General features: G+C 56.1%; 11 protein-coding genes and 1 tRNA gene. 9 read left to right on the top strand and 3 right to left on the bottom strand.

Annotated features, from left to right (window positions below; genetic code table 11):
• Positions 1 to 84: 84 nt before the first annotated feature.
• On the top strand, positions 85 to 2,631 hold the full coding sequence (gene hrpB, locus AC5RE1_RS02915) for an ATP-dependent helicase HrpB (RefSeq protein ID WP_006681753.1): 2,547 nt from the start codon (positions 85 to 87) through the stop codon (positions 2,629 to 2,631).
• Between the two features lie 203 nt (positions 2,632 to 2,834).
• On the opposite strand, the gene lysA is transcribed toward hrpB, so the two are convergent.
• Both lysA and argS read right to left on the bottom strand, forming a co-directional pair.
• Positions 2,835 to 4,208 carry a diaminopimelate decarboxylase gene (lysA, locus tag AC5RE1_RS02910; protein WP_243440796.1) on the bottom strand — a complete coding sequence of 458 codons (1,374 nt, stop codon included), beginning with the start codon at positions 4,206 to 4,208 and terminating at the stop codon, positions 2,835 to 2,837.
• A 79-nt stretch (positions 4,209 to 4,287) separates the two neighbouring features.
• Entirely contained in the window at positions 4,288 to 5,967 is a 1,680-nt protein-coding gene (argS, locus tag AC5RE1_RS02905) for an arginine--tRNA ligase (protein WP_006681755.1), read from the bottom strand.
• A 364-nt stretch (positions 5,968 to 6,331) separates the two neighbouring features.
• On the opposite strand from argS, the gene AC5RE1_RS02900 reads away from it, so the two are divergent.
• From AC5RE1_RS02900 to AC5RE1_RS02875, 6 genes are all read left to right on the top strand, one after another.
• Positions 6,332 to 7,666: an ABC transporter substrate-binding protein gene (locus AC5RE1_RS02900; protein ID WP_006681756.1), complete on the top strand. Its 1,335-nt coding sequence runs from the start codon at positions 6,332 to 6,334 to the stop codon at positions 7,664 to 7,666.
• Between the two features lie 95 nt (positions 7,667 to 7,761).
• Positions 7,762 to 8,607 carry a carbohydrate ABC transporter permease gene (locus tag AC5RE1_RS02895; RefSeq protein ID WP_006681757.1) on the top strand — a complete coding sequence of 282 codons (846 nt, stop codon included), beginning with the start codon at positions 7,762 to 7,764 and terminating at the stop codon, positions 8,605 to 8,607.
• Positions 8,604 to 9,479: a carbohydrate ABC transporter permease gene (locus tag AC5RE1_RS02890; protein ID WP_006681758.1), complete on the top strand. Its 876-nt coding sequence runs from the start codon at positions 8,604 to 8,606 to the stop codon at positions 9,477 to 9,479. Before AC5RE1_RS02895 ends, AC5RE1_RS02890 begins: the two co-directional genes overlap by 4 nt.
• Before the next feature lie 126 nt (positions 9,480 to 9,605).
• Entirely contained in the window at positions 9,606 to 10,670 is a 1,065-nt protein-coding gene (locus AC5RE1_RS02885; protein ID WP_493938324.1) for a LacI family DNA-binding transcriptional regulator, read from the top strand.
• Positions 10,667 to 11,338 carry a hypothetical protein gene (locus AC5RE1_RS02880; RefSeq protein ID WP_006681760.1) on the top strand — a complete coding sequence of 224 codons (672 nt, stop codon included), beginning with the start codon at positions 10,667 to 10,669 and terminating at the stop codon, positions 11,336 to 11,338. Before AC5RE1_RS02885 ends, AC5RE1_RS02880 begins: the two co-directional genes overlap by 4 nt.
• 91 nt (positions 11,339 to 11,429) lie before the next feature.
• The gene (locus AC5RE1_RS02875) at positions 11,430 to 12,707 is read left to right on the top strand and encodes an Nramp family divalent metal transporter (RefSeq protein ID WP_219811041.1); all 1,278 of its coding nucleotides are present in this window, start codon (positions 11,430 to 11,432) and stop codon (positions 12,705 to 12,707) included.
• A gap of 103 nt (positions 12,708 to 12,810) precedes the next feature.
• Here the strand turns inward: AC5RE1_RS02875 and AC5RE1_RS02870 are convergent, their stop codons facing one another.
• Positions 12,811 to 13,266, bottom strand: a complete 456-nt coding sequence (locus AC5RE1_RS02870) for a ribose-5-phosphate isomerase (RefSeq protein WP_006681762.1) — start codon at positions 13,264 to 13,266, stop codon at positions 12,811 to 12,813.
• Positions 13,267 to 13,419: 153 nt separating this feature from the next.
• Here AC5RE1_RS02870 and AC5RE1_RS02865 point away from each other — a divergent pair.
• Together AC5RE1_RS02865 and AC5RE1_RS02860 are read left to right on the top strand one after the other, a co-directional pair.
• Positions 13,420 to 13,492 (top strand) — tRNA-Arg (locus AC5RE1_RS02865).
• 157 nt (positions 13,493 to 13,649) lie between these two features.
• Entirely contained in the window at positions 13,650 to 15,089 is a 1,440-nt protein-coding gene (locus tag AC5RE1_RS02860; protein ID WP_103633528.1) for a sodium:proton antiporter, read from the top strand.
• Positions 15,090 to 15,097 lie beyond the last annotated feature (8 nt).

The raw sequence follows: 15,097 nt of genomic DNA, 5'->3' as shown, positions 1-15,097 counted from the left end.
TCGCGCAACGTCAGGGTCTGTCACTGATGCTCCCTTTCTTTCTTCGTATTCCACAGTCTAGCGACTTCACGTCATACTTATCCCATGAGTGCGTGCGATCCCCTCCTGGCTAACCTGCCACGCCTGCCTATCGCCAACGCTTTGGATCGCATTGCACCTTCAATCAAGCCAGGTCATGCCCTAGTTCTTTCTTCTCCGCCTGGCTCCGGTAAGACGACTTTGCTTCCTCCTCTTCTTGAAGCGATCCTCGATACTCGTGTGATCGTGTGTGCGCCACGCCAGATCGCGGTGCGTAGTGCTGCTCGCCGTCTTGCTTGGCTCCTCGGCGAAAAGGTGGGTGACACGTCCGGATATCGAGTACGAGGCGACGTCAAGGTCTCCGACCGTACTCGGGTCGAATTTGTCACGCCCGGTATTATGCTTCGTCGCCTACAGGGCGATCCGGAGCTTGAAGACGTTGGCGCCGTGGTCATCGATGAGTTCCACGAGCGCCATCTTGAAACGGATCTGTCGCTTGCGTTCATCGTGGACACGATGAGCGTCCTACGCCCAGATCTTCACCTGACTCTCACATCAGCAACTTTGAATGCTGATCGTTTGGCTTCGTTCCTTGGCGGCGTCCTCAATGAGGTCAACGTTGTTGATGTTCCCGGAGCACTGCATCCGATCACGACGCATTGGATGGCGCCGTCTACCCAACCTCTTGCAACGACAAGTAGCGGGAATGTGGTGGTCGCGCGTGAGTTCATCTCGCACATCGCGTCAGTCACGCGCCAAGCGGTCAGCCAGACCAATTCCGACATCCTCGTTTTCGTGCCCGGCACCAAAGAAATCGACGAGGCCGCCCAGGCTTTAGGAGGGTTCGGCCTCCACGAAGTTGGCGGGGTCATGATGGATGTGCGGGGCCTGCACGGGCACCTCGCTCCCGGACAGCAAGACGCGATTCTGAGCGTCGACGATAGTCAGAAAGTCCGACGGATCATTATTACAACGTCGATCGCAGAGTCGTCTTTGACCGTGCCGAGCATTGGATGTGTTGTGGATTCTGGTCTTGCACGCGTTCCGTCGTATGACGTTCAACGCGATGCAGGTTCATTGATAACAGTTCCAGCGCCTCGCGCGAGTTGTGATCAGCGTGCTGGGCGCTCTGCCAGACTCGGGCCGGGCACGGTGTATCGCTGCTTTGATCAGGTGAGTTTCGCGCGCAGACCCGACCAGATCACCCCGGAAATCCTGTCGACGGATCTTGCAGACGCTGAGCTTCAAGCGCGTTGCTGGACCAGTGGTGGTTTGGATGCGTTGGCGCTTATTGACCCAGCCCCGCCTGGAGCATTAAAGCGTGCCCACGAGCGCCTCCACGCCGCAGACCTTGTGGACGACAATTATTCTCCGACGACACTTGGTCGTCGCGTTGCTCGAATGCCTGTTTCCCCTTTCCTCGGGAAGGCTTTGATTGCCGCTTCACCACTGATCGGGAGTAAACGCGCCGCATACTTTGTCGCTCTTCTCGGTGAGAATCCTCGAGTTGGCAACGGTGACCTGGCACATTTTGCTCGACGATTGAAGGCGGGGCACGCCGATATTGCCCGTCGGGTACGTCAGTCTTCAAAGCGCCTCGAACACTGGGCGGATCCCCATTCCGACCCCGGTAGGCTCTCTGACGAAGAGGCGATTGGCCTCGTTGCTGGGCTTGCTCACCCAACGTGGATTGCTCGCGCGCGAGGTGGACAAAGCGGAACCTATCTTTTTGCTGACGGGCAGGGAGCTTCCCTCCCACCTTCGTCTCCACTGGCGGGAAGCGATTGGCTGGCAATCACGGATGTGACGCGCAGTGTCGGCCGAGCCGATGGTCTCATTCGAGCGGCTGTTCCGATTAGCGCCGAAGACGCACTATCCCTAGGACACTCACTCATCACGGAGCGCACGGACTGCACGCTCAGCGGTGGAAGAATCCGCGCAACCGCAACCACAATGCTTGGCGTCATTGCACTTGGGCAACCACGCAATGTGAAGCCCAGCCCTGAGGATGTCATGCGCCTACTCACCAATGAGTTCACCACCCACGGTCTTTCAATGCTGAAGTGGACTGAGTCTGCGACACATATGCGCGCTCGTCTCTCAGCGTTGCACGCGGTAGCGCCCGATATGTGGCCCGACGTGAGCGATGATGCGCTGATTGCCGACGCTGACTCGTGGTGTGCTCCCTTCATTTCCGCGTTGGCAGAGGGCGAATCGATCGCCAGGATTGACACTGCGTCGCTCATCAGGAGCTTGATCCCTTGGCGGCATGCGGGTTCTTTCGACGAGTGGGCTCCCGCCGACATTAAGATTCCCACCGGAGAGCGAAGGAAAATCGACTGGTCAACTGGCACTCCAACGGTGACACTGCGGGTACAGGAAGCCTTCGGTTGGACTGTAACGCCCACCTTCGCCAACGGGCGTCTTCCCCTTCTTATTCACTTGACGGACCCCGCGGGCAGACCCACTGCCGTCACATCAGACCTCGCAAGTTTTTGGGCAGGGCCTTACCAGCAGGTGCGATCCCAGCTACGGGGTCGTTATCCCAAGCATCTATGGCCTGAAGACCCGATGAGCGCGAAGCCGACATCGCGCGCGAAACCTCGTCGATAATTCCCACTCAAGGTGCTCAACGAGGCGCAGGCATGACTCGCACCACCACATGGTGAAATCAGGATTGAAAACCGTCGTAGCAGTCGTTGAATAGGCCGATCATGAACGCACTGCGCATCCTTTCCTTTTCACGTGCGTGACTCAACAGTAAGCTGATCTTCTTTAAGGAAAAACATGAACGACATACGCTGAAGAATTCGCCCCTACGTGTCGTTGGCGGTGGCAAGGCTGGCAAGTCCAGTATCGAGTTCCAGCAGGTCATCAATGGTTTGAGGACGCATGATCCAACGCGCCTGACCGCTTTCAACAGCAATGACACCCGGTTTGGTCAACATATTGTAGTTCGATGCCATCGAATAACCGTAGGCACCGGTCACCGGGATAACGAGAAGGTCCCCGGCGTGCACATCACTCGGAAGATCAACATCCCAGACGATAACGTCGCCGCTCTCGCAGTGCTTGCCCACGATTCGCGAGCGCACTGGTTCGACATCGGAAACACGATTCGCGAGCGTCGCCGTGTAGCGTGCCCCGTATAAAGCCGGTCGAATATTGTCAGCCATCCCCCCATCGACCGCGATGTAGCGACGCTTCAGGCCATCTCCTAGGGTCGCGTCTTTTACGGCCCCAACGCGATAGAGGCTCACCATCGCGGGTCCAACAACCGAACGCCCAGGCTCAACTGAAACGTGCGGAACGGGGAAGTCCAGCTCAGCGCACGCGTCACGCACTGCACCCGCAATTGCGCGCGCTATCTCAATAGGCGAAGTCGGTGTTTCGTCATCACCCGTGTAGGCAACGCCAGCCCCACCGCCAAGATCAATATCGGGAATTGTCAGGCCGGTACGCTCCTGGATCTGCTTCGCCAGCCGGCAGATAATCGTAGCCGCTTCAACGAATGCGTCAATGCCGATGATCTGCGAGCCGATATGCGAGTGCAGGCCTCGCAACTCAAGATGATCCGAGGAGGCAATCGAGTCAACGACCTCGTCAAGCTGACCATCGAAGGCACCAACGCCGAACTTCTGATCCTCGTGCCCGGTGGAAATGTATTCGTTTCCGCCCGCACGCACACCCGTCTTCACGCGCACCATGACACGTGCGACGACGCCCAGCTTCTGAGCGATGCGTTCGAGCTGGCCGACTTCGTAGAGGGAATCGATGAAGATTCGCTCGATACCTTCTTTGTTGCCTGCCAACAGCGCACGTTCGATTTCGCTATCAAGCTTGTTGTTCCCGTGCAACCCCACTTTGGCGGGGTTTACGCCGGAGCGCAACACCATTGTCAGCTCGCCGAGGGAAGCCGTATCGACTCCCATCCCTGCGTCCGTGACGACACGGACTACGTCGGATGAAAGGAATGCCTTGCCGGCGTAGAAGGCGTCACCGCCATTCATTCCGTAGCCGTCCCAGAATTCTTCGGCCATCGCGGTCGCCCAGACATTCGCGCGTCCAGCAAGATCAGCGCGATCGAGGACAAACGCGGGCGTGGCAAAGCCATCGGCAAGGTCCGTCAAAGAAACTCCACCGATTTCTAGAACACCATTGTCAAGGCGCTTGGCCGACCAAGGCCACATGTCGGGCCGTTGATCGGGCTCTGGGCAAATCAGGTCCCCGATGGGGCGGGCGTCAAACGATGCTGGCGCTTCCCCCACGTCACATCCGTTCCGGAGCAGCGACGCCCAACAGGCCAAGGCCGGTACGCAGAACCTGCGCCACGGCATCATTCAGCCAGAGGCGGGCAACGTGACCCGCATCGACTGGATCATCTCCACGAGGAGTGACGCGGCACTGGCCGTACCACGTGTGGTATGTAGCAGCGAGAGCCTCGAGGTAGCGGGCGACACGGTGCGGTTCACGTAGCTCAGCAGCCTGGGCGACCTGGGCAGGGAACTGGGCAAGCACACCCAGAAGATCCGAATCCGCCTGCGTATCGAGAGCTGAGGGCTCGAATCCAGCTTCGCGCGTCACGCCGTGTTCGGCGGCATTGCGCGCAACGTTACGAGTACGAGCATGTGCGTATTGGACGTAGTAGACGGGGTTTTCATTCGTGTGCGATGACAGCAGGTCAAGGTCGATGTCGAGGTTGGAGTCCATCGAAACGCGGACCAGCGAGTAGCGGGCCGCATCGACACCCACAGCATCAACAAGGTCATCAAGAGTCACGATCGTGCCCGCACGCTTCGACATACGAACCGGCTTGCCATCCTTCACCAAGTTCACCATCTGACCGATGAGGATCTGCATGTTCTCACCCGGCTTATCACCGAAGGCTTCACACATTGCCATCATGCGACCGATGTAACCGTGGTGGTCAGCACCGAGCAGGTAGATTGCGACGTCTGCGCCACGCTGACGCTTATCCAAGTAGTAGGCAACGTCTCCAGCGAAGTAGGCGGCCTGACCATCCGATTTAATGAGGACACGATCCTTGTCGTCACCGTACTTGGTAGTGCGCAACCACACGGCGCCATCTTGGTCGAAGACCTCTCCGCGTTCGCGCAGGGTTTCAATCGCACGAGCGACTGCCCCTGATTCGTGGAGAGAGTCTTCGTGGAAGAAGACATCGAACTCAGAACGGAAGTCAGATAAGCGCTGTTTGATCTCGCCGAACATCAGCTCTACGCCACGAGCGCGGAAGACTTCAACAGCCTCTTCAGTTTCGAGGGTGACAGGATCAGGCTGAGCGGCCGTAGCCGCATCGGCACGCACCTGGGCAGCAATATCGGCGATGTACTGGCCACCGTAGCCGTCTTCAGGCGCTTCTTGACCCATTGCACGGGCATAGAGGGAACGCGCGAAGCGATCAATCTGCGAACCGTGATCGTTGAAGTAGTACTCGCGGGTTACCTGTGCACCCGCTGCAACCATCAGACGAGCAAGCGAGTCACCGACAGCTGCCCAGCGAGCACCGCCAAGGTGAACCGGACCGGTCGGGTTTGCGGACACGTATTCGAGGTTCACGTGCTTGCCAGCAAGCTTGTCTCCGGTGCCATAGGCATCGCCAGCTTCGAGGATCGTTCGAGCAAGTTCACCAGCAGATGCGGCACCGAGCCGAATGTTAATAAAGCCCGGTCCTGCGATCTCGGCCTCGTCGATTCCCTCAACTGAGACAAGTGCGGAAGTGAGAAGCTGCGCGAAGTCACGAGGCGCCATGCCGGCCTTCTTGCCCAGTTGCATCGCGATATTGGTTGCCCAATCGCCATGGTCGCGGTTGCGCGGACGCTCAACCTTCACAGGGTCGGGAACGTCTTCAGCATTCAGGGTAAGCGAACCATTATCGATAGCAGCGATGATGGCCTGACGAATAACAAGTGCAAGTTCTTCTGGAGTCACGCCTTCTAGGGTAGTTGTTTTCGTCCCCGATTAGCTACGCGCACCGAGGTGAAATAGGACGAGTTGAAAGCAAATCTGCAGGTCAGGAACGGAATCGTTACCGGTAACGTATCCGTAAATGATTTAAAAACAACCCGACAGCCATTAAATGACTCAACCAAGCCATTTTTTCGTCACCAAATTGTGACCTGACAATCTTTTAAAAATGTGGACGCAAACGCCTTCATCGTCCTATGCTCACTATCACCGGAAACGTTACCGACGGAGATAACAATTCTTCAGACGTAGCCCCCCGCTATCGCATCAACTTGACGCACTTCAGGTAGCGTCACGAACTCGAAGCGTCCAAAGGAGGACACCTGCGATGTCGAAGTTCATGAAGGTCGCCGCAGCATCCGTTGCAGCAGCCGCCGCCCTTTCTACTCTGGCAGCTTGCTCGTCAGGTTCAGATTCAGCCGATGACACCACCGGCTCCGTCTACTACCTGAACTTCAAGCCTGAATCCGATGCCACCTGGCAGGAAATCGCCAAGGCGTACACCGAGGAAACCGGCGTCGAGGTCAAGGTCGTCACGGCAGCTTCCGGCACCTACGAACAGACCCTCAAGTCTGAAATCGCCAAGTCAGACGCTCCGACCCTGTTCCAGATCAACGGCCCCATCGGCCTGAAGAACTGGCAGGACTATACCGCCGACCTGACCGACACCGACTTCAACAAGGCTCTCCTTGACCCATCAATGGCAGTCAAGGGTGAAGATGGCAAGGTCTACGGCGTTCCTTACGTCGTCGAAGGCTATGGCATCATCTACAACCAGTCCATCATGGACAAGTACTTCGCCCTCTCCGGCGCGAAGGCTTCCTCGATGGAAGAAATCAACAACTTCGCCACGCTGAAGACTGTTGTTGAGGACATGCAGGCCCGCAAGGACGAGCTCGGCATCGACGGCGTCTTTGCTTCAACCTCACTCAAGCCCGGTGAAGACTGGCGCTGGCAGACGCACCTCGCCGACCTTCCCGTCTATTTCGAGTACCAGGACGACGGCGTGGACGACAAGGCAGAAATGACCTTCTCGCACGGCAATGAGTTCAAGAACATCTTCGATCTCTACCTGCAGAATTCCACCATTGATCCGAAGCTCGCTTCCTCCAAGGCAGTCAACGACTCCATGGCTGAGTTCGCCCTCGGCAAGGCCGCTATGGTTCAGAATGGCAACTGGGCATACGGCCAGATTTCTGACATCGAAGGCAACACTGTCAAGCCTGAAGATGTCAAGATGCTCCCGATCTACACCGGACACAAGGGCGAAGAAACCCAGGGCTTGAACATCGGCACTGAGAACTTCTTCTCGATCAACTCTCAGGTTTCCGAGGCCAAGCAGAAGGCTTCGATCGACTTCGTCAACTGGTTGATCAACTCCGAAAAGGGCAAGAAGTACATGGTCGAAGACCTCGGCTTCATCCCGCCGTTCAACACCTTCACCGATGCTGAGCAGCCGGCCGATCCGTTAGCAAAGGAAGTTGTTTCCTACCTGTCCAACACCGAGCTGACCACGATTCCGTGGGTCTTCACCACCTTCCCGAGCCAGACCTTCAAGGATGACTTCGGTGCCGCCCTGTCGCAGTACGCAGCAGGCCAGATGGATTGGGACAAGGTCGTCGAAACCTTCACCACCGGATGGGCAGCTGAAAAGGGCGCCTGAGCTTAACGCTCCGCACTAATCTGCCGAATACGGGTGTGCGGGAACCAACCGGGTCCCGCACACCCGCCTTCGCATAGTTCAAGGAAGAACTTTTCATGATTAAAGCTCTTAAGAAATTTGGGTTGCTCTTCGTCGGACCCACATTCCTTGCGTACACGCTGGCGTTCCTTGCCCCGTTCGCAATCGGTTTGTACCTGTCCTTCGCGAAGTTCACGACCGTCACCAACGCGACGTTTGTCGGCGTTCAGAACTACATTGATGCATTCAGCGACAAGCAGGGCTTCGTTACCGCTCTGATCTTCACCGCCGCCATCACAATTGTTTCCATCATTACGGTCAACGTGTTTGCATTCGCAATCGCCTACGCACTGACCCGCAAGCTCAAGGGTACGAACTTCTTCCGTACCGTCTTCTTCATGCCGAACCTGATCGGCGGCATCGTCTTGGGCTACACCTGGCAGACAATTCTGAACGCACTCTTGCTGCACTGGCAAACCACGCTGGTCACCAATGCCACCTACGGCTTCGTCGGTTTGATCATCCTGATCAACTGGCAGATGGTCGGCTACATGATGATCATCTACATCGCCGGTCTTCAGGGTGTTCCGAAGGAACTCATTGAAGCAGCTGAAATCGATGGCGCAGGAAAGTGGACGATTCTTCGTAACGTGACCATCCCGATGGTCATGCCGTCGATCACCATCTGCTTGTTCCTGACGCTTTCCAACTCGTTCAAGCTCTACGACCAGAACCTCGCATTGACGAACGGCCAACCGCTCGACATGACCGAGATGGTTGCTCTGAACATCGTTAACACATTCTACTCGCGCGTCGGTTTCGAGGGCGTTGGTCAAGCCAAGGCCGTGATCTTCTTCCTCATCGTTTCCGTGATCGCATTCATTCAGTTGCGCGCAACCCGTAGCAAGGAGGTCGAAGCGTGAGCACAAAGGCTGCCCCCATCGTTGCCACGGAAGAACGCTCTAACCCCGTCGGCAAGGCGATTCTCTACATCGTTTTGATCGCACTGACTCTGGTGTTCCTTGGCCCCCTGTTCTTCATCTTGATGAACTCGTTCAAGGGCCGTCTGTTCATCTCTGATAACCCGTTTGCTCTGCCACTGGGCGATTACTTCGCCGGTATTCAGAACTACGTGACGGGCCTCGAGCAGACCGGGTTCTTGGCCGCCGCAGGCTGGTCATTCTTCATCACGATCGGTTCTTTGATTCTGATCGTCTTCTTCTGCGCGATGACCGCGTACTACATTACGCGTGTGAAGACGTGGTGGACGAACCTGCTTTACCTCTTCTTCGTCTTCTCGATGATCGTTCCTTTCCAGATGGTCATGTTCCCGACCGTCAAGATCGCTGACATATTGCACCTCGACAACCCAATCGGCATGATCCTGCTGTACCTGGGCTTTGGTGCTCCCCTGTCGGTCTTCATCATCTCCGGCTTCGTGAAGTCAATTCCTCTGGAGATTGAAGAAGCCTCCATGATTGATGGGTGCGGTCCGGTTCAGAACTACTTCCGCATCGTTATGCCGATGCTGAAGCCCGTAATGATCACCGTCGCGATCCTCAACGCGATGTGGGTCTGGAACGACTACCTTCTGCCCTACTTGGTTATTGGCCTGTCGACCCCGTACAAGACGATCCCTGTTGTTGTTCAGCAGCTGGTCGGCTCGCGCGGTTCAAACGACATGGGCGCGTTGATGGCAATGCTCGTTCTTGCGATCATTCCGATCATCATCTTCTACCTGTCCAGCCAGAAGCACATCATTGAAGGCGTCGTCGCCGGCGCAGTCAAGGGCTGAACATACTCATGACGGACTCGCCCCTTATCTGAAGATGCGTCGCACCACACTTGGTGTGACACGGCCCACGATAAGGGGCGAGCACCGTTTAACCCCCGTTTTCTAGAGAGCGAAACGAAGGCGATCATGCGAGCCTCGAATTCCCGCCCCACGATTAAAGACATCGCCAAAGTCGCCGGTGTTGGTGTGGTGACAGTGTCTCGTGCACTCAATAACAAGCCCGATATCTCCGACTCCACTCGCGAACGCATTGTGGCGCTCGCCGATCAGATGGGATATCGCCCCAACCGTCACGCTCGCTTCCTCAAGCTCTCTCACAATCCTGCGATTGCCCTGATCATCAAGGGTATCGATAATCCGTTCTTCCAACAGGTTCTCGATCCATTGGAAGCTATCGTCCGTGAAAAGAACTATCTTCTGACCGTCGTGAAGGTCCCCCACTGGGCTGACGAAGTCGAAGAGGCCACGAAGATCGTTGATGAAGAACTGATGGCGGGAGCTATTTTCCTTGGCGGCTCTTTCCGCCACGAAGCATCCGTCTTCAAGAAGTTCAACATGCCTTTCGTGCTTTCCACGGTGTCACGTCTGCCCAAGGTTGATGATTCGGCGTATTCGTCTGTAGCCGTTGATGACCAAGAAGAAGCTACCCGCGCTGTCCAACACCTGATTGACTTGGGGCATACAACGATTGCCGCCCTTGGCGTTCCCGAAGGGGATGCTTCTGTTGGCGCCCAGCGCATCACCGGCTATCGACAGGCTCTTTCAAATGCCGGTATTCCGCTTGATGACGATCTGATTCGCTTCGAAACACGCGAGCAGATGAACCCCTACACCTACGAACACGGATATCACTTGGCGAAGCGCCTGCTTCAAGAGCGTCCCGATGTGACCGCGATTTTTGCCATCGCGGATGTTCTCGCGATTGGTGCAATGCGCGCAATTCGCGAAGCGGGTTTGTCGATTCCTGATGACATGTCCATCATTGGTTTTGACGGTATTACGATCGGCCAGTTTGTCGAACCTGAACTGACGACTGTCGTTCAGCCTCCCCTTGAGATCGCTCGCCTGACCTGCGATGTCTTATTCGAGCAGATCAATGATTCCGCACCGGTCCGCCACGTCTTTGTTCCCGCCACGATTCATGCTGGTGGCACGACTGCTCCCCTGGTTCAGAGCGGAGAAGCCAAGTGAGCTCACGTTTTGGGCCTGATTCGTCAATCGCTCAGGTGCTGTCGTGGATTGCGGCGCTTGTGATGGCGAACGTTGTCGGTTTGCTCATTTCGCTACCCGTCGTCACTTTCGGTGTGGGTCTTGGTGTGATGACGCTGGTTTCGTTGCGTTTGATTGCTTCCGAGTCCACGGCGATTGCCCCGGCCGTCGCTCAGGTTGTCCGCAAGGCAGCGTTGCCCGCGATTCTCCTTGCACTTATTGAAGGTCTTCTTTTCTCCCTACTGTTGTGGGAGTGGTCTGTGACGACGCATCTTGCTTCCCACTCAATGGCATTGATCGTTCGTGCGCTGATTGTGTTTGTGGTGCTGATTGCAGCGTTTACGCACGTGTGGGTCTGGCCGATGTTTGCTCACCGTTTGGCATACAGGGGACGCGTAAGCGTCAAAGATCTTCCGCGTTTGGCCAGCGCTGCGCTTTTGGCATCCGCGGCGAAGCTTCATCGGACTCTGTTGGCGTTGCTCGTTGTGGCTGGACCGCTTGTGCTGGCATCAATTTCACTGCCGTGGGCTATCCGTTTGCTTTTCTGGTTCGTCGTCTTCGGGATTGCCTTCGCCCAGTACGTCTGCGTGCTCGCTACCTACCCCGTGCTCTCCACCGATCAGGTTGACGAGGCTTCGAGCGAATCTTGATCCCTGGTCACGCTGGTCTAGCGTTGCTTTGGCGTGTTCATGCTCTTCATTCTTGAGTGACATCTCAATAAAAACGCGTTAGGGTTCCGGTATGCCGAAACTTGATTCTACGGAGATGCAGTCGCATACTCCAGGCACATCAAAGACCCATCACCCGTCGCTTGCGACACTGCTGGGTCCTGCATTCGTTGCGGCAATCGCCTACGTGGACCCTGGGAATGTTGCAGCAAACATTACCGCCGGCGCACGCTACAGCTACCTGCTGGTATGGGTTCTTCTAGCATCCAACCTTGCAGCAATGCTCATTCAATACTTGAGCGCAAAGCTGGGCCTAGTCACGCGGCAATCACTGCCCGCTCTTCTCGGCACACGTTTGAAAAAACGCGCACGCATTGGCTACTGGCTTCAAGCAGAAGTCGTTGCAGCCGCAACTGACTTAGCGGAAGTCATCGGCGGAGCTCTAGCACTTCACCTCCTTTTCGGGCTCCCGCTTCTTACCGGCGGAATCATTGTCGGTGTCGTTTCAACATTGTTGTTAACCCTGCAAGGTAGCGGGACACAAAAGATCTTTGAACGCGTCATCATCGGCCTTTTGGTCATCATCACAATCGGATTCCTTGCAGGACTGGCCATTGCTCCGCCAGACGGCCCGTCAGTTGTGGCCGGCCTCGTCCCCCGATTTGCTGGCACGGACTCGGTTCTCGTCGCAGCGTCCATGCTTGGCGCAACCGTGATGCCACACGCGATTTACCTGCATTCCTCGCTGGTGAACGACCACGACGAAAAAGCTCCTCGCGCGAACCTGAAACATTACTTGCGAGCAACCCGGATTGATATCGTGTGGGCACTCGGATTGGCGGGAATCGTCAACATCGGTCTGCTTCTTCTCGCAGCATCCGCACTATCAGGGGTCAGCGGAACAGACACCATTGAAGGTGCTCACACTGCAATCGCCAGCGCACTTGGACCGGTCGTTGCCATGATCTTCGCCGTTGGTCTCCTCGCGTCAGGCCTAGCATCGACATCCGTTGGCGCATACGCCGGTTCAGAAATCATGGCCGGATTGCTTCACATTCGGATCCCGCTGATTGTGCGACGACTGATCACGCTAATCCCCGCCCTCATCATCCTCGGCATAGGGGCAGAACCGACGTGGGCATTGGTCGTCTCCCAAGTCATCCTGTCCTTCGGCATTCCCTTCGCGATTCTTCCTTTGATCCGCTACACGCGCCAGCCTTCGATTATGGGCGAGCACTCGAATGCGATGATCACGCAGGTTTGTGGAACTCTGATTGCCGTCGCAATCGTGGCACTCAACATTTTCCTTGTGGCGCTGACCTTAGCTCCCTACTTCGGATTCGACATCTAGGGGCAGGCCCAACTGAGCTACTTGCCCTGTGACAACGCGAATGGGGTCCCTCGGAAAACCGAGGGACCCCATTCTATTGAGTTTCAGCGTCTAACGACACCACTCACTTTCGATGCGCTTCGTCGTAATCATCCATTTCGGAAATACGACGCTGGTGACGTTCATCTTCAGAGAACGGGGTTTCGAGGAAGGCATCGATGAATGCCAGGCACTCTTCGACGGTGTGCTGACGCGCACCAACAGAGACGACGTTCGCATTGTTGTGCTCGCGGGCAAGACGTGCGGTCGAATCATTCCACACCAGCGCAGCGCGCACACCCTTCACACGGTTCGCGGCCATTTGCTCACCATTTCCGGAGCCACCGATAACGACACCCAGAGAACCGGCATCTGCAACCACTGCTTCTGCTGCTTCAATGCAGAACGGCGGGTAGTCGTCCAGCGAGTCGTACTCATGGGCACCGTGGTCAACAACGTCGTAACCTTTTTCCTTGAGGTGCTCGACGACCTTTTCCTTCAGCTCATAGCCAGCGTGGTCTGTTCCAATATGAACGCGCATTGTGTCCCTTCCTTGGGTATCAGCGAATCAACTCCCCTAGTATGACACTCCTCACCCCTCAGCGTCATCAGGGCGTTCGCCTATGCACGAAAGTGAAGCAGTCAAGCGCCATTCTTCACCCACCATCAACCTTTGCTAGACTCAATGCGTTAAGCCCCGATAGCTCAGTGGATAGAGCGTTCGCCTCCGGAGCGAAAGGTCGCAGGTTCGAATCCTGTTCGGGGCACTTTTTGTGCCCAATCACATCTGGACGAACATTCAGGGCAAAGTGTTAACAATCATCAAAAACGGACATCTTCGGCAAGATATTGCGGTTTCACGTTAGGCTGAAACGGTACGCACGAATATGTGCCTGTCCCTAGTAATCGACGACAAGGATCCCGATGACCTTCCAATGGTGGTCTCTTCTGCCGTTCGTAGCAATGCTTGCATCCATTGCACTCTTCCCGATCATCCCCGCCACACACAAGTGGTGGGAACGTAACTCCAGCCAGCTTCTGGTTGCCCTCGTTCTAGGCCTACCCACGCTGGCATTCATGGTGTACATGATCGGAAATGAAGCGCTGATTGACGTCGGTGTTGAATACGTTCAGTTCATTGCTCTGCTTCTTTCGCTCTTCATCATCTCCGGCGGTATCCACCTTGAAGGTGACATTCGCGCAACCCCGAAGAACAACACAGTTTTCTTGGCTATCGGTGGCACGCTTGCCTCTTTCATCGGAACGACAGGCGCCGCAATGCTCCTGATTCGCCCTCTTCTTGCGACGAATAAAGAACGTACCCACCGCGTACATACCGTGCTGTTTACAATCTTCATCGTTGCTAACTGCGGTGGCATACTGACACCTCTCGGCGACCCGCCACTGTTCCTAGGCTTCTTGAACGGTGTCCCCTTCACCTGGACATTCCAGCTGTGGAAGGAATGGTTGTTCGTACTTGTGCTGATGCTCGGTATGTACTACTCGCTCGACCGTCTGCTTTACTCGTCGGAGCCTCAAGCGCAAATCGTCAGGGACGATACCCAGATCACCCCACTGCGCCTGCGCGGTGCTTTCAACCTGGTTCTTTTCGCCATTGTCATCGTCGCCGTTGCCAAGATCCCCTCGTGGAACGCTCACGAGATCATTGAAGGCCACGCGCATGGAGCAGACCTGGTGCCGTGGCGCGAGATCGTCATGCTCAGCGCCGCAGCAATCTCTTACTTTGCGGGCTCTAAGAAGATCCGCTACGAGGACAATGCCTTTACGTGGGCCCCAATCCTTGAGGTTGCAGCCCTGTTCATCGGCATCTTCTCGACGATGGCTCCGGCATTGCGCTTCTTGGAGCAGGTTGCACCGCACCTCCCCCTGAACCGCGTTACCTTCTTTATCTTCACGGGCGGCCTGTCCTCGATCTTGGATAACGCCCCGACCTACATGACTTTCTTCGAAATGGCGAAGTCGCTGGGTGGCGATGGAACCCTGATCGCGGGTGTCCCCGAGTACTACTTGGTCCCGATTTCGTTGGGTGCAGTCTTCTGCGGGGCATTGACGTACATCGGCAATGGTCCGAACTTCATGGTCAAGTCAGTTGCTGACGCCGATGGCGTCGATATGCCGTCCTTCGGCGGATACGTTGTGAAAGCGTTCCAAGACTTGCTTCCGACATTGGTTGCCATGGCTTTAATCTTCGTTGCCGAATCCATGATCGCTCATCTCGCAGGTTGGGTACTGGCAGCGCTCCTCGTCGCTCAGATGGTGTGGCGCGTAAAGCTCGCCAACGACGTGGAAGCTGGAAAGCGTGAACCCGTAATCACTCACCACCACGTTGTGGCTGACCGATAACCTTTCAG

It is taken from the genome of Actinotignum sp. usb-actsch-rep-73, assembly GCF_059082735.1.
Note: the sequence above shows the minus strand (reverse complement) of the source record. Positions and strands in the feature narration are given on the sequence as shown.